Source organism: Leeuwenhoekiella palythoae (assembly GCF_020310025.1).
Lineage (GTDB): Bacteria > Bacteroidota > Bacteroidia > Flavobacteriales > Flavobacteriaceae > Leeuwenhoekiella > Leeuwenhoekiella palythoae.
Window position 1 is genome coordinate 2,104,172 of record NZ_CP084318.1, and the last position, 22,780, is coordinate 2,126,951.

Here is a 22,780-nt window from a genome sequence, read left to right on the forward strand (position 1 = left end):
CATTATGCTCTTACAACTCAATCACATTTACAAGTGGGTCAAACAAGGAGGAAAACGTGTTTTCCTTTTAAATGACATCAGTCTTCAGGTAGAAGAAGGCGAATTTATTTCGATTATGGGTCCGTCAGGATCGGGAAAATCAACCTTGCTCAATGTCATCGGGATGCTTGACGAATTTCAGGAAGGTGAATATAATTTCCTGGACGAGTCGGTGCACATGCTTAAAGAAAAACACCGCTCTAAACTTTATAAAGAATACATTGGTTTTGTGTTTCAGGCGTACCACTTAATTGATGAATTGACGGTTTATGAAAACATAGAAACGCCACTTTTATACAAAAATATCAAGTCTTCAGAGCGCAAAGCTTTAGTGGCAGATATGCTCGACCGGTTTAATATTGTGGGTAAAAAAGATCTTTTTCCCAGTCAGTTGAGCGGGGGCCAGCAACAACTAGTGGGAATCGCGCGTGCCTTGATCGCAAAACCCAAACTCATTCTGGCAGATGAACCTACCGGAAACCTCAATTCTAAACAAGGGGAAGAAATTATGCAGCTTTTTAAAGAACTGAATCAAGAAGGGGTGACGATCATTCAGGCTACGCATTCCGAAGCGAATGCCGAATATGGTAACCGAATCATTTACCTGCTAGACGGAAGTAAAACCAAGGCCTAATCAACCTTTTCCAAATATTACAGACCAACAGTGTTAGGCATATTCAGGGCTGTTGGTAAAATTCATCATCAATCAATTTTAGTATGTTTATCAAATCGCTAAAGCTTGCCTTTATAGCTTGTGCTTGCAGCTACACGTTAAATGCACAAGAAACGCAAAACATCAGTCTGCAAGAGTGCGTAGAAATCGCGCTGACTCATAATCTGGATTTAAAAGCTGCCAGTCTACGCGCAGAAACCGAAACCATTCAGTTTAAGCAAAGCCGCAATGCGTTGCTTCCGTCAATCAATGCCAATTATAATTTGGGGCTCAGTAACGGGCGAAGTATCGACCCGTTTACAAACAGTTATGTGAATGAGGAACTGACTTATTCTAACGCCGGACTCAGTATTAATACAACCCTTTTTGACGGTTTTAGAATTTTAAATACACTGAAGCAAAACAGTCTCAATAAGGCTGCCGCCGAAATGGAAATTGAAGAAGCTCGGCAGAATTTAGTGCTAGATGTAACCTTAAATTTCTTGCAGGTGCTCAACTTTAGAGAATTGGTAAAACTCGCCGAAACACGTTTGATCACTTCAAAAGAACAACTTAACCGACTGCAAAAATTACGAGAGGAAGAAACAGGTGATCCGGTGGCCTATCACGATTTGCAGGGTCAGGTCGCTTTAGATCAAAGCGCGGTAAATGATGCTAATAGCAGTCTGAACAATGCACTTACAGATCTAAAATTTTTACTGAATACAGAGCGCTCTATCCAAGCTTCTCAACTGATACTTTTACTCGACTTTGAACCTCGAGAAAAAACTGTAGACGGCGTTTATGAAGCTGCTTTACGACATCTCGCTTCGGTAAAAGCAAAAGAATTACGCGAGGAAGCAGCAGCAAAAGGAGTTGCGGTCGCTCGCGCTCAATACACTCCGCAGATCAGTTTGTTTGCAAATTTTGGAACCAATTATTCCAGCGCTGCGCGTTTGTTTCAGGATGCCGGAACGCAAACCGTACAAACCGGAGATTTTGTAACCGTTGCCGGAGCAGATTATGCTGTTTTTACACAAGAAGGCTTATTTGATGCATTGCCTATTTCATACACTGATCAGTTTAATAATAACCTGAATAGTGCAGCGGGTGTTTCGGTGAGTATTCCCATTTTTAATGGATTTCAGGCAAAAAATGCGGTGCAATTGCAAAATGTAAATCACGATCAAGCTTCGGTGGTTTTAGAGCAGACCAAACGTGCCTTAAAACAGAACATTTCAAAAACCTATGCTGATTTACAAGCAGCGTCTAAAAATTATCATTTTTTAGAGGATCAAGTAAGGGCTTATGAAGAATCTTTCCGCATTAATGAAGTGAAGTTCAATCTGGGAGTTTCTACTAGTGTGGCCTATATCACGAGTAAAAACAATCTTGACAATGCCCGTATAAATTTAACAAACGCCAGATATGCTTATCTTTTGACATCAAGAGTGCTTGATTATTATAGCGGGGTGATTCCTTTTTAGTAGCTTTAGACTAAAATTAGCCCCTTTGTTTAGACTTTTACTTTGTTTGCCCCTGATTTGGTTTTGTGCCTGTACCCAATCTAATGAGCATTTAGATCCTACTTCTAAAAACAACGACTCCATTGCTTTTTATAACAATGAAGCCCGGGAAGCGCAATACAGCATGCAAGAGCGTTTGGAATTTGCCAATCGAGCATTTGAAGGTGTTCGAGAACAACCTAAGCACCCACTTTATACTAAAATTCTCTATAACAAAAACTGGTTGCATTATTCATTGGGACAGTATGATAGCTTGGTGCATTATGATGCTGTAATGCAAAAAAATGCGGCTGTTAATACTGCGCCCAAAGAAATGGGGATGCAGCATTACCTTTTAGGATATTACTTTGAGTTAGTAAAACATCAATCAGATAGCGCTTTTAAACGCTATAACCGGTCAAAAACCTATTATCAGCAGGCGAACGATAGCAGTGGAACAGGAACTGCACTCTTGAATATGGGAGGTATTCAATATAAGAAACGTGATTATTTTGGCGGTAAAGAAACCCTGACCGAAGCTTTAAAGTACATAAAAAAAGAAACTGATTCTGTGACGTATTGGTCTGCGATGGATAGAATAGCTCAAAGTCACAGACATTTGCATAACTATGAGGAAGCTTTGGCATTTTACGCAAACATCACAAAAGAGGCGCCTAAAGCCAATCTTTCTGTTTATAAAAATAACTACGCTACCGTTTATATTGATTTAAAAAAGTATCAAAAGGCGATTGCAATTCTAGAACCTCTTGTGCTAGATACGCTGGCAAATTCAGAAACCACTCAAGCCAGAGTTCTTGACAATCTCACGTATGCCAGATGGTCTTCAGGAGTTTTTGTTAAACCACAGGATTTTCTAAAACCGCTAGAAGTTCGAAAACTACAAGACGATAAGCGCGGGATCATTTCTAGCTACCTGCATTTAAGCGAGTTTTATCTCAAGCCTCAACCTGAGCTCGCGCGGGCATATTTAGATAGTGCTAAAATTCAGGCTAAAGAGATTAATTCATCAGGAGGCGAACTCGAGGTTTTAGTGTTTAAAATGCAATTAGAGCCTCAAAATGCCGCACTTAAAGAGCGCTATATCAAACTACGAGACAGTTTGTATGAGAGCGAGCTTAAAGTAAAAACACAATTTGCCAAGTATAAATATGACGATGAATTAAAAGAACAGTCTATTTTACGCTTAGAGAATGAAAAAAATATCAGAGAATTAGAACTCGCTCAAGAACGGTTTACTAAACTTTGGGTCATTGCGGCCTTAGTAGTCGCGATACTACTAATTTTATTGATTTATTACGTTCAGCGCTACAAAGCACGCCAACTCAAAATTCAGCATAATATAGACAGGCTTAGCGCCATTTATGATACAGAAGCCGCTATTTCCAGAAGACTGCACGACGACTTTGGATCTGGACTTAATACTGCAATGCTCTTGCTGCAGCGGCAAGAAAATATAGATGCCATTTTAGATCAGCTCGAAAAGCTTTACAATCAAAGTCGGGATTTTTCCCGAAGCCTCAATGATATTGATACGGGCGCAGGATTTAAAGACGCTTTGTCACTGATGCTCCGGTCTCAGGTTCCGCAGGATACTAATTTGCTGCTTTTAGGTTTTCATAAGATAGACTGGGATCTGGTGCGACCGGTAAACAAGATCACGTTATACAAGATCTTACGGGAGTTGATGTTGAATATGCGCAAGCACAGCGCGGCAAAGCGCGTGACATTAAAGTTTGAAATGCTTTCCAAACATCTAAAAATCACGTATTCAGATAACGGTAAAGGAGCAAGCCACGAAGCGCTTCAGCTTAAAAACGGGTTGCGCATTACGGAAAAGCGTATTGAAGCCATAGGAGGAAGCATTAGTTTTGAGACCGAAGAACAATCTGGGTTTACTTCCCACATAAAAATTCCGTTTTAAAAGCCGCCGTTGATGTTTAAAAAAATACTGATTGCCGAAGATTTTCAAGGAGATAATAAGAGTATTGTAGATACCCTTAAAGAGCGTATGGCCATTACTGAAATTCAAGAGGCATTGTATTGTGATACAGCATTTAGCAGAGTGCAAGTGGCTCTAAACGAAGGCGCACCTATAGAACTTTTGATTACAGACCTGTCTTTTAAACCCGGTACGCTGCCTCGTAAACTAACTTCTGGCTACGAACTCATAAAGGCTGCGCGAAAGGTTGACGCGAACCTGAAGATTATTGTGAATTCGGTTGAGGATAATCCGGTGAAAATTAAAAAATTGGTTGAAGAAGATCAGATCAATGGTTACGTCTGCAAAGGGAGAAAAAGTCTTAACGAATTGGTAGAAGCGGTGTATGCGGTTTGTAATGATGAGATTTTTATTTCTCCTCAGATCGACTGGAATACGCAGCATAATGTGGTAGAATTAGAAGAACTAGATCTTCTTGTGATCAAAGATATGGCCGAAGGTTTTAGTAAGCGTGAAATACGTGATCGCCTCATTAAAGCCGGCGTAAAGCCTAATAGCGAGAGTTCGCTAGACAAGCGCGTGAGTAAACTTTTTGTACAGTTTGATGTAAAAAACTCAACCCATCTTATCGCAAAACTTACGCGACAGGGAATCATATAATTTTAAAAGCGTCCATAGATTTAAGCGGAATGCCGTTAGGCTTTTAAGCCATTCTTGTTTAGTTTTAATACTTCAGTAGTCTTTAAATTAAATAGAGAAAAAATGCAATCTAATGTAGGTCTGGTCATCGAAGAGAAAGCGGCCGATATCGGGAATTTTATGGTGGGGCGTTTGCTTCCGTTTAGAAAAAAACGTGCGGTAGGTCCGTTTTTATTTATAGATCATATGGGGCCTGCGTGTTTAAAAGAGTATCAAAATCTTGATGTTCCACCGCATCCACACATTGGACTTTCTACATTAACGTATTTATTTGAAGGAAGCATTTTTCATCGCGACAGTTTAGGAAATGCTGTGGAGATTAAACCGGGCGCGGTAAACTGGATGACCGCCGGAAAAGGAGTGGTGCATTCTGAACGTACCCCGGAATATTTAAGAGACGAATCAAAGTTTTTGCACGGTTTCCAGATTTGGGTAGGCTTGCCCAAAGCTCTGGAGCAGGGAGCGCCATCCTTTTTTCATATTGAAAAAGAAGCCTTACCTGCTTGGGAAGAAAACGGAATACACTACAAATTAATTGCCGGAAAAATCAAGGGTAAAGAAGCACCCGTGCCGGTGCATAGTCCGTTGTTTTTTATCGAAATACAAACCGAAGATGCCGCGCGAATAGCTATTGGCGATCGGCTTTTTGGCGAAGTCGCGATGTATGTATTGTCAGGGGAAGTGCGTATTGAAGGAAATACCTATGGAACCAAACAATTGCTCGTGGCGAAAAAGGCTTCTTTGTGTGCTTTTGAGACTACGCAAGCAACGACCTTGTATTTGTTTGGAGGTACGCCTTTTGAAGAAGAACGTTTTATGTTCTGGAATTTTGTGAGCTCAGATAAAGCCGTGTTAGAGCAGGCTAAAACCAACTGGAAAGAACAAAATTTAGAAGCTTTTCCTAAAATACCGGGAGATTCAGAAGAATACGTTCCGCTTCCGGAGCCTAAAAGAAAATAAAATTATTTTTATTTTCTTTTAAAACAAGCTAGCATTCGTATTGCATATTCAGCATTCTTAAGTCACAATATTTGTTGATGCAATCAGTTAAGCTATAACTTACAATCTTAAAAAACTAATGACTTTAGAGCAACGCATAGCAAAAGCCGAATCCCGAATATTTAAAGCGGTTTTTCCGAATACTACCAACCATTACGATACGCTTTTTGGAGGCACTGCGATGCAGCTGATGGATGAAGTGGCCTTTATTACAGCTACCCGATTTACACGGCAAACTGTGGTAACTGTAAGCAGTGATAAAATCGACTTTAATAAGCCTATTCCTGCTGGGACTATCATTGAGCTTGTAGGTCAGATCATTCATTTAGGAACTAAAAGTCTTAAAGTAGGCGTTTCGATCTACGTAGAACAAATGTATTCTGAACATCGTGAAAAAGCCATACAAGGCGAGTTTACGTTTGTTGCCATTGATGAGCAGAAAAACCCAGTCAATATTCTGAAGTAGTAGAATTCAACTAGTTGAAACAGTTATAAACAAAAAAAGCGCTTCAAATGAAGCGCTTTTTGCGGTCTGGACGGGACTCGAACTAATCTGTGAGCACCTGTGTTTTAAGGGGTTTGGAATAGCTAATTTTTTATGACTCACCGAATCGTACACCTAATTTAAAAGTTTAACATTTTTAACATACTGGAAGCTGATTTATGTATGAATAGAGAGCATTTAAAATGCCAAAGGTTATAATTGTTTTTCTAATTCTATTTAGCCTCTCCTTAGGTTATGGAATTGAATTGTTACCCATACTATTTCTATACATTTCTTTTACCAAACCAAATATAAGGTTGTTGACATCTTCTTTAAACTCTTTGTTATCTGAATAGTGTTTGTAGAAATTGAAATTTGAATTAATATGCTTAAGCATTTCATCTGCTACAACTTTATCATTTGTTATTTTGGCATTTTGTTCGTCTGAAAACACCATTGAGTTTCTCATTTCGTCGTTGTTCATTACGTCTGTGGCAATATCTTCAGCCATTTTCCGAACCTTGTCAGTGTCTTCAAATGCTGTACCATAGCGATCATTAAAAGTTTTGATAATGCTTGAAAGATGGTCGATTTCAGGTTCCTTAATACCGCCTCGCATTTCGGTAGGTATAGGCTTTAAATCTTCTCCTCTTTCTAAAGCTATATTTGTTGTGGAGTCTAACTGCAAGCGATAACTGTCCATATCAATATTATCAAGAATCCCTTTTGCTAGGTCTACCGGTTCATCACCTCCAAGCTTGTTTTGTAAATGATTAAGGAAGATGTAAAGTCTTTCTAAGTAGGCATTTTCAAATTCTACTATTTGTGAAAGAAATGTATATAAACGAACATAGGTTTTAACTTTCGCTCTAAAATCTGCCTGATGTTCTTCTTCTAATTCATTACGATATATGTCGCTAGAGAGATCTAATAATGCGTGTAATTGATCTACAGGTTCATTAGCCAATATTTTATCAGAGAACTCTTCAACCTGCTCACGGGTGTAAACTTGAAAGTTGTCTAATGCATCTTGAAGGTCAAAAAGTTTATTAGGGTCAGTAGCATCTCCTAAAATAGTGCTTTCAAAATAAGGTTTGAATGCTGTAGCCATATCTTCAGCTGTATTCACAAAGTCTAAAACGAAAGTATCCTTTTTTAAAGGATGACTTCTGTTTAAGCGGGAGAGGGTCTGAACGGCATTTACGCTACCTAGTTTTTTATCTACAAACATTGTATGCAAAAGTGGTTGATCAAATCCTGTCTGAAATTTATTAGCCACTAATAAAAAGCGGTACTGGTCTTTTTCAAACTCGTCTGGGATATTGGCGCTAGGAAAACCATTTAATGAACTTTCGGTCTCACCGTCAATTTCACCGGAAAATCCTACAATTGCCTTGTAAGGGCTATTGATATCTTTGAGATACTGATCAAATGCTTTTTTATATTTGACAGCATTAGCGCGGCTACTTGTAACTAGCATTGCCTTGGCTTTGCCTCCCATTTTCTGTTGACCAATCACAGCATCCATAAAATGATTAATCATTAATATAGATTTCTTTTTTATGGCGTGCTCGTGACTTTCGACGTATGCTTTTAATTTCTTTTGAGCCTTCTTTTTATCGTATTCCGGATCATCTTCTATGCGTTTTAATAAAGCATAGTAACTTTGATATGTTGTGTAATTTTGAAAAACATCCTTTATAAAACCTTCTTCAATAGCTTGCTTCATTGAATATAAATGAAACGCTCTAAACTTGGTTTTACCATCTTCCTGATAAGGCATACCAAACAGTTCTAATGTCTTATTTTTTGGTGTTGCGGTAAAAGCAAAATAACTTGCATTATCGAGAAGTTTTCTAGATTTAATCATTGTTCTAATTAAATCTTCACCTGTTACCTCTCCATCTTCATTCTCATCATAATCGTCCAAGCTATTTTGTAGTTCTTGCTCATCAGATACTTTGGCTAATGTTTCATTAAGTTTTCGTGCCATTTGACCACTCAAACTACTATGCGCTTCATCGATAATGATACCAAAATTATTGCCTGGCAAGTCTGCTATATCTTCTACTATGTGAGGAAACTTTTGAATAGTGGTAATAATTATTTTTTTACCTTCTTCTAAAGCCGTTTTGAGCTGTTTACTGCCTTCTGTTATGGCTTCTACAACACCTTTTACTTGCTGGTATTGCTTAATATTTTCTCTAATTTGTTTGTCTAAAACACGGCGGTCTGTGATGACTATGACGGTATCAAAAATAGTCTTGTTACCTGTTTTATTATGTAAACCAACCAATTGATGTGCTAACCACGAAATGGAGTTACTTTTACCAGAACCTGCGGAATGTTGAATTAAATACTTTTGACCTGCACCGTTCTCTTGGGCATCTTTCAATATTTGCCTAACGGCTGTTAACTGATGAAACCTAGGGAATATAAGTTTCTTTACTTTTTTGATGCGTTTTTTGTTTTTAGCATCTAGGTATTCTTTTTCTTCGGTAATGATTTGAGAAAAGTTTTGAATTATGTTTGTTAGGCTGTCTTTAGTTAAAACCTCTTTCCATAAGTAATCTGTTCTTATGCCATCTTTTGGTGGGTTACCTGCGCCATTATCATAGCCTTTATTAAATGGTAAAAAGAATGATTGTTTACCTTTCAATTCTGTACACATCCATACTTCTTCTGTATCAACAGCAAAATTCACTAGTAAGCGACCAAAACGGAATATTTCTTCGTTAGGGTCTCTATCATCTTTATATTGCTTAATAGCATCTGTAATATTTTGTTTTGTGAGTTCATTTTTTAACTCAAAACTGATGATAGGTAAACCATTTATAAATACAACAAGATCTAATGATTTTTTATTTTTTGGGGAGAAATATACTTGACGCATTACCGAAAATGTATTCTTTTCGTATAGAGTAAGCGCTTTTAAATTATAGGTGGATACTGGCTTGTCATATAGCAAGCGAAGCTTGGTATCAGTAAAACCATCTACAATCCCTTTTCGCAATACTTCTATTACCCCTTTTTGCTTTATTTGGTCATTTAAGCGCTTTGTGATTTTTTGACGATATAAGTCTTTATGATAGCGTTTAAGCTTATCTACTGCTTTAGGTTGTGTAATTTCTAAGAAAGCAAATAGAACATCAGGATCAATACAATTAATATTATCATAAGCAGTGTTAGGTCTTTCAACATATTTATTACTGTCTACCAAATAGGCGGTAATATGTGCTTCAAAACCATTTTCTTTTGTATTGGTTGATTTACTCATTCTATTATGTCTAAAAAAATGTCTAAAAAAATGTCTAAAAATGTCTAAGATTTACTTTTTAGACATTTTCCAAACCTTACCCTCTGGGATTATTAGTCCTTGTTTTCTAAGCTTTTGTAAATTATTCTTTATCTTATTTTGTTTCTGAACTTCATCTAAAACATCTGGAAGTTTGTCTAAAAGAATTCCTTCAAAATCTGATCTCTTACCTTCTTTAAAGTTTTCTAAATAATCAATAATAATCTTTTGACAATATTTATCGTCAATACCTCTTTGTTTGATATAATCACCTTTTTTATCTGTAGCTTGAGCCACAGATGCAGCAATATGAAAATTAGGTTTTCTACCTTCAATTAACTTCTTGTTTTTAAGGTCTTTTATTTCTTGACTAGTAAGAGGTTTACCCTTAGCAACTTTATCTAATGCGATAATATCAGATAGACTTAGATCATTAACTGTAGCTAATTTTCTAGCGTAATTAATATCTATTACTTTACCGGTAATGCTTACTTTAACTTTGTTAAAAGTTGTGTCATAATCAGGTAGAGGGAAATATTTATTCTTTTGAATAAAAAACATTTTTTTGATGCCACTTCCTATAGTGTCAATCATATTTAAATTGACCATTGCATCTGCCAAGAATCTATTTCTATATTTTGGCTCAGGAGAGTCGCTAATTACCACTTGCTCCACATTTTCAGGGATAAACTCTCCCAGATTGCTGAAGATTAGAATGCCTTCCTCACTTTCGACAACAGTTATTTTTCCCCCTAAGGTATAATCTTGATGGGCAATACAATTGTTTAGCGCTTCGCGAATTATATAGGGGTCATATTGATCTACTTCTTCCGGAAAAAGAGTGCCGTCAGGTATGTACCTGTACTTAAGATTTCTAATTTTAGCATAGACTTTTTCATTACTAAGAATTAAGGGACAACTAAAGTGTTCATAATCCTTTTCTATATTATCTCTATCCTTTAAAATCCAGGTTACTTTACTTGTTGCAGGGTTTATAAAGTGCTCAGATTCTGGTTTGCCTAAAAGTAGAATAGCCGTTCTGGTAATCTTACCTTTAATAGTAACTTTGGCTTTGTTTAAAAAGGTCTGATCATTCCAGCTATCTATGTCATCAATTAACTTAGGATTCTTAGTCTTATAAGCTTGTCTAGCCTTAGTAATAGCTTCTTTTGAGAGATCATTTAAAGTAGCATCTTCTATTATACCAACACTCCAGTCTGTATGTGAAACTTGTTTGCGTATACGCTCTAATTCCTCAATGTTTAAGGGTTGTAATTCTTCACCATCGCGGCCATAATAATGACCTTTAAAAGCTATAGGTAAACCTTGAGGTGCCGCAGGTATCTCAAACAATACAACGCGACCTTTAGGGTTAAGTACTTCGTGAATTTCTTTAAAAGTAATCCTGTTAGTCGTATGGTTTGCAATCTCAGCTTTAAGGCTTTGCAATTGCTGAAAAGATTTTCTGAAGCTAGTATTTACATAAGATTTATCACTATCCTTAATTCCAAAAACTAACCACGCAACATCTTTACCGTTTAAATTGGCCTCATTGCTTAATGCTGAGAAGTACTTTCCTAGCTTATTAAAATCGTACTGAGTTTTTGCCTCTTTAAATTCTACTACTTCATTTTCGTAGCCTTGAGCAAGTAGCCTATATAGTGTAGTTTCTATGTTAATACTATTACTCATTTAAACAGTTTTATTATAGTTTGCCGCCTCCTCGGCAACCATTGCTAATGGCATTTCTTCTGATGACACTTTAAAATCCCTAACATCAATTTTACCTGTAACTGCTTCTGCTATTAATGCTGTCTTGTATTCTTCTACTAATGTGATTTCTTTATTAATAGTAGATATAGTTTGGTCTATAGTTTGGGTTTCAGTATATATAAAGTTGACGATTTTCTTTTGTTCTGGAATAGATGGGGTTAAAAACACAACGCCTTTTAATGTATTACCATAAATAACATCAATTGTTGTAGCATTACTGTTAATTTTCAAACTTGTTTGAAAAGCTTTTGATTGCTCAATAAATAGTTTAACGAAGTTGTGAATAACTATACCTGAATCTATTCTTAGACGTATAATACAAGGGTGGATAACCCCTGCTAGATGATTTTTTGGTACTATTGAGCATCTACCTATTGTACCTCTAGAGGTTAGTAATATATCTCCTTCTGCTACGTGAAAAGAATTTAATGCATTAAATTTATTTTCATTGACGCAGTCTTTTATTTGAATATAATCTTCATCTAGTACAGCTCTTTGATTATAAACTTTAAAGCCTTCTTTCTTTATATCAGTGTTCTTTAAATCACTTCCGAATGGCCCAGGTTTTATAGATCCTTTGGATTTCTGCAAAATGCTTTTAATTTTCCTAATCTCCCAATGCTCAGGCATTTCGCCTAACCATTCAATTCCTGAATCTTTCATTGGGACATTTGGATTGATGCCTTTTGTAACTGCTTTATTTATAATGGCAGCTTTTTGCTCGTTCAGTAATTTTATAAGCTGTTTTTTCTTTTTTATGAAACGGTTAATTTTCTCGGTTTTATAGTCAAGAAAGTTAGCTATGGTGGTTTGTTCTTGTTTTGGTGGAAGTGGTAAATAGGAATCTTTAAATTTAGAGGTGTCAATATTTTGACCCTCTCTAATTCCGGTGACTAATAATGTTAAGCCACTTATATATCTTTTAGATTTTAATAAATATCTAAAATATTTATGAACAACCTCTTCCTGTGGTTTTAATATGGTATAAGCAGTACTAATAATCCCTCTATAATGAGCATATTCAATCCCTCCCTGAAAAGACCTAAGACTAATTACGAAATCACCTTTTTCTACTAATTTTAAAGATTCAAAATTTTTAGTAGCTGTTACAGTTGTATTCTCATAAAGCGATTTTGGTATTACGCCTTTACTTTGAGTAGCTGCAAGGAGTTCTTCATTTGGGAATCCTTTGATGGAAGTTTCAACAAAAATGCGTTTTGCTTTGACAATTTCCCAATGTGTTGGAACCATTCTTAACCATTCGACTTCTGAATCGAAATATTCTGGATATTGTTTTAAATACTTCATTTATTCAACAATTTCCTTTAACAAACCATCTGTTTCAGCTTCTAATGCAATTATTTCTTTAGAAATATCTTCAAGACTTCTTAAACTTTCATATTCGTAGAAATACTTATTAAAAGCAATATCGTACCCGACTTTCATTTTCTTTTTATCATACCAAGCGTCAGAAACAAATGGTATTACCTCTCGTTCAAAATATGCATCTATGTTTTCAGTCATAGGAACATTTTCAGAATCCTTTAGGGATTTATTGGGTTTAGGTTTTCCTTTCTTATCAGTTACAATATTTCCGATTTCATCTATTTCTGGTTGATGAACCGTTATTTGATAAAAACCAAAATCCTTATTATTGAATATTTTAGAATATTCATTTTCTTCAAATTCAAAATAAATATTTTGAATTTTTTCTATGTGGCTTCCAGTTAATTCAACTTTTTTATCCCCAAGACCCTTTCTCATTTTCTTAGTGAACATATCTTTTGAAGAAGCATTTATCAATTGCACTTTGCCTTTTCGTTTCTCTTCTTTTACATTACTTAAAATCCAGATATAGGTGGCAATACCAGTATTGTAAAACATATCGTTAGGCAATTGTATAATACACTCCAGCAAATCGTTTTCTAAAATGTATTGGCGTATGCCACTTTCACCACTTCCAGCATCACCTGTAAATAGGGCAGAGCCATTGTGTACAGATGCAATGCGACTACCTCCGTCCTTAGGGTCTTTCATTTTAGATAGCATATGTAACATAAACATTAACTGCCCATCATTGCTACGTGAGGTTAAGCACTGTTCTTCTAACTCACCTTTAAAGTTTTTAATAGGCAGGTTGAAACGTCTGTCGTTTATCTCTACTTTTTTGCCTGCGCCTACATTAAGGTTTTCTATGTCTTGTTTCCAACTTGTACCATAGGGAGGGTTAGTCAACATAAAGTTGAACTTTAAGTTAGGGTCAAAACCATATTCGCTTAATGTAGAACCAAATTTTATTTTGTCTGGGTCTTCATTTTTGAGCAACATATCAGATTTACAGGTAGCATACATTTCTCCTGTATTTTCCTGACCGTATAGGTGAAAGCTTGCTTTTGATTTAATCTCACCATCGGGGTCTGTTGCGTATTTTTTTGATTGGGTAAGCATCGCACCAGAACCGGCACAAGGGTCATAAACCAAGAATGTACCGTTTTGTATTTTTTCTTTAACCGGTAAGTACACCAAATGTGTCATTAACTCTATGATTTCTCTAGGGGTAAAGTGACGTCCTGCAGCGGCATTTGTTTTTTCATTGAACCTGCGAATCAAATCTTCAAACATATACCCCATTGCCATTGGAGAAATCTTTTCAGGACGTAGTTCTACTTTAGGATTACAGAATTTTTCAATTAGTGAAAAGGTAATGCCGCCATTCTCTAAGGTTTCTAATTGATTCCTAAACTTAAACTTAGAAATGATGTCTTGCACGTTTTCTGAGAAACCATTAAGGAATTCCTCAAAATTGCTGTTGATGTTCTTAGGGTCATCAAGTAACCTCTTCATTGTATAAGGCGAAGTATTGTAGAAAGCTAAACCAGAGCCGTGATCAGGGCTTGTAAGTAAACCGTCAAGATTATCCATTTTGGACTTAAACTCGTTGTAAGTTTTGAGTACGGTTTCTTTAGTGGGTTCTAAGGCTAAGTCTAGTCTTCTCAAGACTGTCATAGGTAATATAACGTCCTGATATTGATTTTCAAGATATTTATTTATGAGAACATCATCTGCTACTGTCCAGATGAAATTGATAATGGGTTGTAAGCTAAGCTTGTCTAAATTCATAAGATATTGGTAATCGGAATGTAAGTACTATTTTCAAATATAAATTATTATCTCTTTCTTCCCCTTATAAACCCCTACTATATCTTTTCAAAGAACGTCGTCGATTTAGCTTGATTTTGGGTAAAATCATATCAATCTGAAGCAAATGAGCTTTGCCTGATTCTATGTAATAGTGGTAATTCTGAATTCATTTTAAGGAATTCACCCCATTTCCCTCCATTCCGCAAAAAGGCTTCATTACGGTAAAAACGGTTCATTCAAAAAATCTTTAACCCAATCCCGGAAAAGGGATTACGTTCGCTTGATTCTAGTACACGATAAAGTCATTGCTCAAAAAGTGGCTGAGTCGAACTCAAAATACAACCAACACACTTTTTACAAACGCCATTTCCTTTTCTCCAAAGAACTAAAATTTAGTTTGAACCGCTTTGCATAATCAGGCTCCGCTGTCGCTCTTTTTATAAAAGCTTTCCTCAATACTAAATTTTAAATGGAGGGTATCGAAAAGGAAACGCGATGGCGCTATGGAAAGTAAATGGATGCTTAGAAGCAGCAATTTTTCGTTTTGGTGTATATTGAAATCTATCTGATGTGGAGCTTCAATTTTTCTATCAAACTTCAAGAAAAACGCTCCAGATATACTAAGTAAATGGTTTTGATCTTCCATAAAATTTGAAAGCATTTGATATCAAAATTAATGCGGATTTTAATTGATAACTTAGGGTGTAGAAGTTATCATTTTGAGTAGCGAAGCGGATAAAAATGAGAAGCAAGAGGATAACCCGCTACGCGAGGTTATATAGCTCATTTTTATTTGTAAACGACTGTTATAGAGTGAGTTGTTTCAGATTTGCAAAGTGTTGAAAATAACTGTTTTGTAGCGATTTCCGTGAAACGCTTCTAAACCCTTATAAACAGGGCGATTGATTATCCTAATCTTTAAAAATCTAGCGATGAGTAAACAATTTTCCCGAATAAATTTTCACACCGAAACGGTTGAGCGTTTTAAAAAGTACGCCCTAGCAAATGATGCCAATTATACTGAAACTCTGGAGGCTATTTTAGACTTTTTTGAGCAGAACTCTATCAGTCCGTTTGAGCCCTTTGATGATTCTAAACAGCGGTTGGAAACACTAATTAATAAACGCATAGATGGGTTAGAAGCTATATTACGAAGAATAGAAACGGAACAAACCAAGCCCACCAAAGCACTATTGGATCAACTTTTTAATCAACAGGAAGAAGAACAACCCAAGTTTGTTGAACGGAAATTTAGGTAGAGGAACAGGTTTGTTCTGAGTATATAATTCAACTATTTAAATGGATAGTTCGCTCACGTCTGTTGTATAAGTTTTAAACATTTAGTGAGCGCTTTATATTACTAACCCTACGGATGTACAAGCACCCTCCATTATATTCTATACTCAATATTTTTTGATAGGTCTATTTTAAAGTTATGCTATAGATAACTAACTCACGCCATTGTATATATCTTGGGATATTTAGTGAGCGCTTGAGCCTCACCCTACGGGTATACAAGTACCCTCTGACCTTAAAGGTCTTTTAAAAATATGGTACATATATCAGTTTTCTTTTTGTGTTCTATTCATCAAAACTTGGATGACCACGCCGTTGTATATGCTTCCTGCATTTGGTGAGTGCCCACGGCCTCACTTTGCGGGTGTACAAACACCCTCATTTGTTTTAAATTTCATTCAATTTAGGCTTGCTTTTTTCCCCTTCCTTTGAAGGAAGGGGCAGGGATGGATTTTTAGTCACCCTATCACTAGCTCAATACCCGCTTTTTTGGCTTTGTATTCTATTTTTTTAATGAGTTCGTAATAGTTCCAGTTCCTGAGGACGAATTGGTTTTTTTGAGCTGCTTCAATCTTGGCTTCCTGATTGATTAAGATCAAGGTGCCGGCTTGATGTTTGACACAAAAGTCAATGAGCCTTCTGCTGTATACGTGCAATCTTTGATTGACATACTTAGTCTCTTTATTCCTATATTTTTCTACAGCTTTAAGCTTGCGGGTTCGTCCGTGTCCTCCTCGAGAATTTGCTGTTCCTGCTAAAGCACGCTTCCGCGCGGCTTGGATGGTCAAGCGGCGGTACAAAAATTCTTCTTTGGTGCCGATGTTTAAGTGGTTGCTGCCCACTTTGACACTGATGGGATGCTCCAGCGATAAGGAAGCTTCGGCAATGACCTCTGGTTTTAAGGCGTGCTGCTCTTGCTCGATGTCAAATACGGCCAACCAAAAGATCTTAGTATCGGTCAATTTAATCTCTGAGGTGCGCAGGTGCACCTCCCCGTTTACCGCCCGATGCAAAAGGTCCCGCTTATCAGAAAAGTCTCTGCCCAGATAGGTGCAAAACGGAATTTGAAATAAGCGAAAGCAAAAGGCGTTGCGCTCCGGGTCGTGCTTGAAGCCCCACATACAGCGCGCAGGAAAAGGAAACCCAATGTCCCGGCGGAAGTTTTTGAGCGAGCGTTCACCCTTCCAATATTTGGGTTTGTTTTTATTAAAGCTGCTTTCGAGGTTGCGATTGAGGTTGGACAAGATTTCCATCGGGATCTCTCCCTTAAAGCGGTCTGCGATCACCCGATAGGTGGTATTGATGCGGGATCGGTTTAGGATGCCGTTTTCCTCTTTCTTTTGATCGGCCAGTTTGTACTGGATGTCCTCGGTCAGGTAAAAGAACTCCTTGATCATTTCCTGGCAGTATAAATGGGTCACGATGATGTTGGCCGCTTTGAAGCAGCGGTTTTGCCATTGGTAGAGTTTACCAATCGCTTCTTTACACTCCTCATAAGTAGGCAAATCTACCTTGAGCTGAATTTTACGAGTAAGGCTTAAGGTCTTGTTGTTCATCATCAAGCGGATTGTAAGTGTTCGTACTGCTGTAAGAGCTTATAGGCTGTGGTAAAGGCGCGGTGTACTTCCTTTTGAGAAAGTTGGAGTTCGTTAGCGATCTGGGCAAACGAGTAGTGCTGCTCACAGCGGAGTGCCAATACCCGGGCTTCCTGTGCAGTCATTTGCCCTACTTCCTCCTGCTTTTGCTCAGGTTCCTGAGCTTGCAGCACATAACCTTGATGGAGGATGTTTTTGATCTCTTCGATGGTGTGCTGGAGTATATTACTGGTTTCTTTGATGCTGATGCCCAATTGCTCGGAAATGGTTTTATGCTTGAAATCGTGTTGCAAGCAAAGCTCGATAAGGCGTTTACGTTGGCCACCCAAGAGGGGTAGTATCTTCACCACCTGTTCATACTCCATTTGCTGCTGTAGTTGGTTTTCTAGATGGGTGTCAACCGCTGTAGGATCATAACCCAGCATAAAAGTTTGGTAGTTCTCCATCTTTTCCAAAGCATAACACTCCCGATTAAATTGATTTTTAGGCCGTGCATAATACCATTTGCATTCATTGGAAATGACGGTATATAGAAAATTGACCAGATGTTGGGGAGACTCGATTTGCTCGCGTTTTTCCCATAGCGTGAGAAAAGTGTCCTGTACCAAGGTCTCTACCACAAAGACATCTTTAATGAGGCTCCGTCCCATCCAATAGATCTGCCGATGGTATTGGTTATAGATAGCCTTGAAGGTCACTGGGCAACCGTGTTTCAACCCTTTATAGTGTTTGTCTGCTAAACATCGTTTCATTCTTAACCCGTTTAAATTCTTACATAAGCATTAGTTTAGGGGGTTCTTGGCTTCTTTGTAGGCATAGGGGTACCCGGCAAGTTGCCAATGTTGAAATTGGGGTAAGGCTGCTCGCCTTCGTTAAGGAAGAAACACGGCTTGAATGTTGAGATGTGCTGAGAAAAAAGAAAAGGCGCAGGTCTCAACTTATCGAATCTGGGTACTGGTATACCTAACAGCAATAAGTGAGAGCCCACGCCCGGGTCGTGAGCATCCCGGCTTATCCTCTCGCTGTTCAAAAATTACCAGTTTTAGATTCGAGATTCAAAGCGAATGCTTCTAATATTTTACTTAAAGAAGTTTCGCAAATATATAATTATGAGGTAAATATATAAAAAAGAACAAGTTGTAGTTAGTATTACCTACATTATTTGTGTTAAATTTTATGAGCTTGCTTAAATCAAGAGCTGAGCGCATGATTCCTAATCAAAAATATCTTTTACAATTTGGAGAAAATGTTCTTAAAAGAAGAATAGCTCTAAAACTAAGCTACCGCCAATTAGCTCAAAAATGTGATATTGATTTTAGTGCTATCTCTAAAATTGAGAAAGGACAAAAAAGCTTAGAATTCCAAACCATTATTGAGCTTTCCAAAGGTTTGGAAATACATCCTAAAGATCTTTTTGATTTTGATTTCCCCTTGGAGGAAACAGGTAATTCAAATTAAAGTCCTTTCATACACTCTTCATACTCTATCCTAGGGGATGCCTAGCCTTTGCATGAGGGATGGTATTATGGTGCCTTTGGCGACATTTTAATTTAAAAAATTGAGCGCTTAATCCGTTTATAGCTTCATCTTGGTTTCTTAATCCTGAAGTGGTTATACATTTAAATTAGATTAAGGAATTCCGTAAAGTGCTTCTAAAAGAAAAGGCTAAATTTATAAGCACAACGCTAAAATGTTGATACCCCGTAGATTTTGAGGGGGTGTTCATATGTTTAGTGTTGAAAGAAATGTTGTGCACGGTTAAATAAACTTTATGCCATTATATTCCGAAAATTATTTAAGAAACCTTTCTGAGAAAAGAACATTTTCCGAAACCCTGAATCTTATTAACGAATCAAAGTCCTATTCGAAATTTGATATTTTCTTATCCCATTCTTATTTAGACAGAAGTGTAATAAGAGGACTGTTTATAGAACTTACATCAATGGGTTATAGGGTTTATGTTGATTGGTTGATTGATCCTCATTTAGATAGAACTAATGTCACTAAAGAATCCGCAGAATTGATTAGAAGAAGAATGAAAAGCTCAGAAAGTTTACTTCTTGCAATATCTACAAATGCTTCAACTAGTAAATGGATGCCTTGGGAATTAGGATTTGTTGATGGAAATACTTCAAAGTGTGCTATAATTCCAGTTTCAGATAAGCTATTTCCTTCAGAATCATATCAAGGATTTGAATATTTAAAATTGTATCCGTTCGTAAAAAAACATAACACGGTCCAAAAAATTCCCAAACTATGGGTTATTGAAGATTATAATAAATATGTGATTTTTGATGATTATTTAAATGAAAATAGGAAACCATATTTTAGGGACGTAAACATTTTTTAAATGAAAAAAGCACTAATTATAGGCATTAACGATTATCCAAATGCGCCACTAAGTGGATGTGAAAACGACGCTATTTCTGTAAGTAACATTCTCGAATCTAATGGAGATGGATCTCCCAATTTTGATATTCGATTAGAATTAAATGTGAAAACAAAATCGGCATTAAAAACACATATAATTGAATTGTTCTCAGGAAATTCTGATACATGTTTACTCTATTTTTCAGGACATGGTTATTTAGATGAATTAGGAGGTGGCTTTATAGTAACTCCTGATGCAGAAAATAATGATTTAGGAATATCGATGGATGAAATTTTGAATTATGCAAATAAATCAGAATGTAGAAATAAAGTAATTATCTTGGATTGTTGCCACTCTGGAGCTTTCGGTACCCCAACTAATCAAAATATTGCAAACATACATGAAGGTGTCACGATCTTAACTGCAAGTAAAGATAAAGAGTATTCATTGGAGATAGGTGGACACGGAGTATTTACTACTCTTCTTTTAGAAGCTTTAAAAGGTGGAGCAGCTGATTTAAGAGGACATATAACCCCTGGTAGTATTTATTCATTTATCGATCAAGCCTTAGGTCCGTGGGATCAGAGGCCAGTGTTTAAAACTAATATAAGCAGGTTTACTTCTTTGAGAAAAACTACACCACAAATACCAATCAGTACTTTAAGAGATATAATAAATATTTTCCCAACTCCTTCAGATGAATTTGTTTTAGATCCATCTTTTGAATTTACAAACGATAAAAATATTGAGCACGAATATAAAGAACCATATGCATCAGAGCAAAATGTTCAAACTTTCAAAAAACTTCAACAAATGAATCGTGTGGGACTTGTAAGACCGGTTGATGAAGAGCATATGTACTTTGCCGCAATGAATAATAAAGCTTGCCAATTAACTGCTTTAGGTTACCATTACTGGAGATTAATAAAAGAAAAAAGAATATGAATAAAAAAAGAGTTTTTGTTTCATTCGCTATGGAAGATGCCATTGAAAAAATGCTATTCTGCGGTCAATCAAAAAATTCTCAGGTACCTTATGAGTTCGTCGATATGTCGGTCAAAAAACCATGGGATAGTAGTTGGAAAACGAATTGTCGAAGTCGCATAAAAGGTTGTCATGCGATGATAGTACTCATTTCAGAAAACACTAAGAAAGCCGATGGAGCTCTTTGGGAAATTAAATGCGGTAAAGAAGAAGGTCTGGAGATGTTAGGTATTTATATTAAGAAAGGTAATGTAGATAATAGGCCTTTTGAATTGTGGGGAACGAAATGCCAAAAATGGACATGGGATAATATTAGACAATTTATTGATTCGCTTTAACTACGCACAACAGCGGTTCACTGCAAATAATGGGTTCTGTGAGAAAAGTGTAATTTTAGAAACCAGAAAAGAAAATGGTTCATCCGACAAGTCCGCATACCTTCTCACGCAACTTGCGGTAACCTTAATCCCGGATTAAAGTAACAAATGGCAATTTCGCAACAGAAAATAAAAAAGTTAAGTTTTACACTCCTAAAGAATCTGAGAGATTTTGAAATAGAATTTAAGGAGGTAGGCCTTACGGGTATATTGGGACCAAATGGATGTGGTAAATCTACTCTGCTTCATGCCTTAGCCTGCGTTTATCAACCTAACGATGGTCAAGGCTCTATCAACTATAAGTTTAGTCAGTTTTTCACCCCCACCAATCACTCTCCTTGGTCAGGAAGCCGGTTTTCAATGATTCACGATTTTAGAGACAATGCTGAACTAAAAACAGGTGTTACAACAATTTACACTAAACAAGCTGACAGATGGGCACCAAAATACTCAAGAAGGCCCAAAAGATATGTTTCATTCATTGGTATAAGGTCTTGTGTCCCTGCTATTGAACTAGAAACACAATTTTCTCGAATCACATTTAATACGACTCCACTTACTGATCAACAATCTCTTCAGTTACTAGGATTAGGTGGACGAGTTATGAACAGAAACTACACTTCTATACAAAACTACTTATCAACCAAACAAAAAATATACCTGGGTTTAAGTCATGCCGGAAAGGATTACTCATCATTGAATATGGGGGCTGGTGAACAAAGAATATTTCAAATAATTGGGGAGGTTATTAAATGTCCAAATTATGGCCTAGTCCTAATTGATGAAATTGATCTATTAATGCATGAAGGCTCATTGAGTAGATTGTTACCGGTTTTGAACGAACTGAGTATTAATAAAAATCTTCAAATCATATTTACCACGCACAATCATAGCATTCTCGATAATTCTTATGTAGAATACAAACATCTTCAGCAGACTCCTCCGAAAACAATATGTCACACTAACACCAACACTGAAGCACTCTTCAGATTAACTGGTCAACAAGTTAAACCATATGAAATTTTTGCTGAAGATATTCTGGCCAGATTCCTAATTAAACAAGTTGCACACGAGCTTGGAATAGCAAGAGAGGTGAAGATTGTCGAATTTGGTGCAGCCTTCAATTGCTTCACTTCAGCAGCAGGAGCCGTGCTTAATCAAATTCCAAATTTGGATAACATGCTTTTCGTTTTAGATGGAGATATTTATAGGACTGAAGAGGAGAAAAGAACGCAAATAAATAAGGTGCTAACTGGAAACATGGGTAATGTGCAAGATAAGCGAGATTTAACTTTGAGTAAGATTAAACAATTCATACTCCCAGAAGGCATTAATCCAGAAAGGTACTACAGGAATACAATAGTTCAAATTCCGAATGAAAACCTAAATCCAAAGCAATTAGAATTAAAGCAAATTTTAATTGAATTAGAGAATCCTCCTAATGATCATCTATTTATAACGGAGCTTGCAGATAGAATAGGGCTAGAAGAAGGAGAAGTCCTAACACTTCTTGCAGATATGATCCGGATTACTCCAATTTGGAATGATTTAACTATTGAGGTGAATGATTGGCTGAGCGAAAAAATTGAAAATCAGGGATAGCACTACTT

General features: G+C 36.7%; 18 protein-coding genes. 12 read left to right on the forward strand and 6 right to left on the reverse strand.

Annotated elements, in window-relative coordinates; all coding sequences use genetic code 11:
* Positions 1-4: 4 nt before the first annotated feature.
* The 6 genes from LDL79_RS08940 (at position 5) to LDL79_RS08965 (ending at position 6,320) form a co-directional block, all read left to right on the forward strand.
* Complete coding sequence (locus LDL79_RS08940) at positions 5-673, forward strand: ABC transporter ATP-binding protein (RefSeq protein ID WP_225597449.1); 669 nt, start codon at positions 5-7, stop codon at positions 671-673.
* An 83-nt stretch (positions 674-756) separates the two neighbouring features.
* Positions 757-2,178: a TolC family protein gene (locus tag LDL79_RS08945; protein WP_225597451.1), complete on the forward strand. Its 1,422-nt coding sequence runs from the start codon at positions 757-759 to the stop codon at positions 2,176-2,178.
* A 25-nt stretch (positions 2,179-2,203) separates the two neighbouring features.
* A complete protein-coding gene (locus LDL79_RS08950) occupies positions 2,204-4,138 on the forward strand; it encodes a tetratricopeptide repeat-containing sensor histidine kinase (protein ID WP_225597452.1) in 1,935 nt (644 codons plus the stop codon).
* Between the two features lie 12 nt (positions 4,139-4,150).
* The gene (locus LDL79_RS08955) at positions 4,151-4,816 is read left to right on the forward strand and encodes a response regulator transcription factor (RefSeq protein ID WP_225597453.1); all 666 of its coding nucleotides are present in this window, start codon (positions 4,151-4,153) and stop codon (positions 4,814-4,816) included.
* A 102-nt stretch (positions 4,817-4,918) separates the two neighbouring features.
* The gene (locus LDL79_RS08960; protein WP_225597454.1) at positions 4,919-5,815 is read left to right on the forward strand and encodes a pirin family protein; all 897 of its coding nucleotides are present in this window, start codon (positions 4,919-4,921) and stop codon (positions 5,813-5,815) included.
* 118 nt (positions 5,816-5,933) lie between these two features.
* Positions 5,934-6,320 carry an acyl-CoA thioesterase gene (locus LDL79_RS08965; RefSeq protein ID WP_167598701.1) on the forward strand — a complete coding sequence of 129 codons (387 nt, stop codon included), beginning with the start codon at positions 5,934-5,936 and terminating at the stop codon, positions 6,318-6,320.
* A 271-nt stretch (positions 6,321-6,591) separates the two neighbouring features.
* Here the strand turns inward: LDL79_RS08965 and LDL79_RS08970 are convergent, their stop codons facing one another.
* Genes LDL79_RS08970 through LDL79_RS08985 form a run of 4 tightly spaced genes read right to left on the reverse strand, consistent with a single transcriptional unit; the run spans position 6,592 to position 14,526 of the window.
* Positions 6,592-9,615, reverse strand: a complete 3,024-nt coding sequence (locus tag LDL79_RS08970; protein WP_225597455.1) for a type I restriction endonuclease subunit R — start codon at positions 9,613-9,615, stop codon at positions 6,592-6,594.
* Between the two features lie 51 nt (positions 9,616-9,666).
* Positions 9,667-11,325 (reverse strand): ATP-binding protein, encoded by a 1,659-nt coding sequence (locus LDL79_RS08975; protein ID WP_225597456.1) that lies wholly within the window; start codon positions 11,323-11,325, stop codon positions 9,667-9,669.
* The gene (locus LDL79_RS08980) at positions 11,326-12,714 is read right to left on the reverse strand and encodes a restriction endonuclease subunit S (protein ID WP_225597458.1); all 1,389 of its coding nucleotides are present in this window, start codon (positions 12,712-12,714) and stop codon (positions 11,326-11,328) included.
* On the reverse strand, positions 12,715-14,526 hold the full coding sequence (locus LDL79_RS08985; RefSeq protein ID WP_225597459.1) for a type I restriction-modification system subunit M: 1,812 nt from the start codon (positions 14,524-14,526) through the stop codon (positions 12,715-12,717).
* 953 nt (positions 14,527-15,479) lie between these two features.
* Here LDL79_RS08985 and LDL79_RS08990 point away from each other — a divergent pair.
* The gene (locus LDL79_RS08990) at positions 15,480-15,806 is read left to right on the forward strand and encodes a BfmA/BtgA family mobilization protein (protein ID WP_225597460.1); all 327 of its coding nucleotides are present in this window, start codon (positions 15,480-15,482) and stop codon (positions 15,804-15,806) included.
* A 495-nt stretch (positions 15,807-16,301) separates the two neighbouring features.
* On the opposite strand, the gene LDL79_RS08995 is transcribed toward LDL79_RS08990, so the two are convergent.
* Together LDL79_RS08995 and LDL79_RS09000 are read right to left on the reverse strand one after the other, a co-directional pair.
* Entirely contained in the window at positions 16,302-17,399 is a 1,098-nt protein-coding gene (locus tag LDL79_RS08995) for a hypothetical protein (RefSeq protein WP_225599954.1), read from the reverse strand.
* 2 nt (positions 17,400-17,401) lie between these two features.
* Entirely contained in the window at positions 17,402-18,190 is a 789-nt protein-coding gene (locus tag LDL79_RS09000) for an RNA polymerase sigma factor (protein ID WP_225597461.1), read from the reverse strand.
* A 424-nt stretch (positions 18,191-18,614) separates the two neighbouring features.
* Here LDL79_RS09000 and LDL79_RS09005 point away from each other — a divergent pair, with 424 nt between their 5' ends.
* The 5 genes from LDL79_RS09005 to LDL79_RS09025 all read left to right on the forward strand — a co-directional run bounded on the left by LDL79_RS09005 (position 18,615) and on the right by LDL79_RS09025 (position 22,772).
* On the forward strand, positions 18,615-18,896 hold the full coding sequence (locus LDL79_RS09005) for a helix-turn-helix domain-containing protein (RefSeq protein WP_225597462.1): 282 nt from the start codon (positions 18,615-18,617) through the stop codon (positions 18,894-18,896).
* 313 nt (positions 18,897-19,209) lie between these two features.
* Entirely contained in the window at positions 19,210-19,788 is a 579-nt protein-coding gene (locus LDL79_RS09010; protein ID WP_225597463.1) for a toll/interleukin-1 receptor domain-containing protein, read from the forward strand.
* Positions 19,789-20,754, forward strand: coding sequence for a caspase family protein (locus LDL79_RS09015; protein WP_225597464.1), 966 nt, complete (start codon positions 19,789-19,791; stop codon positions 20,752-20,754). It abuts the gene before it with no gap.
* The gene (locus tag LDL79_RS09020) at positions 20,751-21,131 is read left to right on the forward strand and encodes a TIR domain-containing protein (RefSeq protein WP_225597465.1); all 381 of its coding nucleotides are present in this window, start codon (positions 20,751-20,753) and stop codon (positions 21,129-21,131) included. Before LDL79_RS09015 ends, LDL79_RS09020 begins: the two co-directional genes overlap by 4 nt.
* 147 nt (positions 21,132-21,278) lie before the next feature.
* Positions 21,279-22,772, forward strand: coding sequence for an AAA family ATPase (locus LDL79_RS09025; protein ID WP_225597467.1), 1,494 nt, complete (start codon positions 21,279-21,281; stop codon positions 22,770-22,772).
* The last annotated feature ends 8 nt before the right edge of the window (positions 22,773-22,780 follow it).

Bases quoted from the DNA above. Each gene is read 5' to 3' on its own strand.
- LDL79_RS08940 (WP_225597449.1), top strand. From the start codon at position 5: ATGCTCTTACAACTCAATCACATTTACAAGTGGGTCAAACAAGGAGGA.
- LDL79_RS08945 (WP_225597451.1), top strand. From the start codon at position 757: ATGTTTATCAAATCGCTAAAGCTTGCCTTTATAGCTTGTGCTTGCAGC.
- LDL79_RS08955 (WP_225597453.1), top strand. From the start codon at position 4,151: ATGTTTAAAAAAATACTGATTGCCGAAGATTTTCAAGGAGATAATAAG.
- LDL79_RS08960 (WP_225597454.1), top strand. From the start codon at position 4,919: ATGCAATCTAATGTAGGTCTGGTCATCGAAGAGAAAGCGGCCGATATC.
- LDL79_RS08965 (WP_167598701.1), top strand. From the start codon at position 5,934: ATGACTTTAGAGCAACGCATAGCAAAAGCCGAATCCCGAATATTTAAA.
- LDL79_RS08970 (WP_225597455.1), bottom strand. From the start codon at position 9,615: ATGAGTAAATCAACCAATACAAAAGAAAATGGTTTTGAAGCACATATT.
- LDL79_RS08975 (WP_225597456.1), bottom strand. From the start codon at position 11,325: ATGAGTAATAGTATTAACATAGAAACTACACTATATAGGCTACTTGCT.
- LDL79_RS08980 (WP_225597458.1), bottom strand. From the start codon at position 12,714: ATGAAGTATTTAAAACAATATCCAGAATATTTCGATTCAGAAGTCGAA.
- LDL79_RS08985 (WP_225597459.1), bottom strand. From the start codon at position 14,526: ATGAATTTAGACAAGCTTAGCTTACAACCCATTATCAATTTCATCTGG.
- LDL79_RS08990 (WP_225597460.1), top strand. From the start codon at position 15,480: ATGAGTAAACAATTTTCCCGAATAAATTTTCACACCGAAACGGTTGAG.
- LDL79_RS08995 (WP_225599954.1), bottom strand. From the start codon at position 17,399: ATGAACAACAAGACCTTAAGCCTTACTCGTAAAATTCAGCTCAAGGTA.
- LDL79_RS09000 (WP_225597461.1), bottom strand. From the start codon at position 18,190: ATGAAACGATGTTTAGCAGACAAACACTATAAAGGGTTGAAACACGGT.
- LDL79_RS09005 (WP_225597462.1), top strand. From the start codon at position 18,615: ATGAGCTTGCTTAAATCAAGAGCTGAGCGCATGATTCCTAATCAAAAA.
- LDL79_RS09010 (WP_225597463.1), top strand. From the start codon at position 19,210: ATGCCATTATATTCCGAAAATTATTTAAGAAACCTTTCTGAGAAAAGA.
- LDL79_RS09015 (WP_225597464.1), top strand. From the start codon at position 19,789: ATGAAAAAAGCACTAATTATAGGCATTAACGATTATCCAAATGCGCCA.
- LDL79_RS09020 (WP_225597465.1), top strand. From the start codon at position 20,751: ATGAATAAAAAAAGAGTTTTTGTTTCATTCGCTATGGAAGATGCCATT.
- LDL79_RS09025 (WP_225597467.1), top strand. From the start codon at position 21,279: ATGGCAATTTCGCAACAGAAAATAAAAAAGTTAAGTTTTACACTCCTA.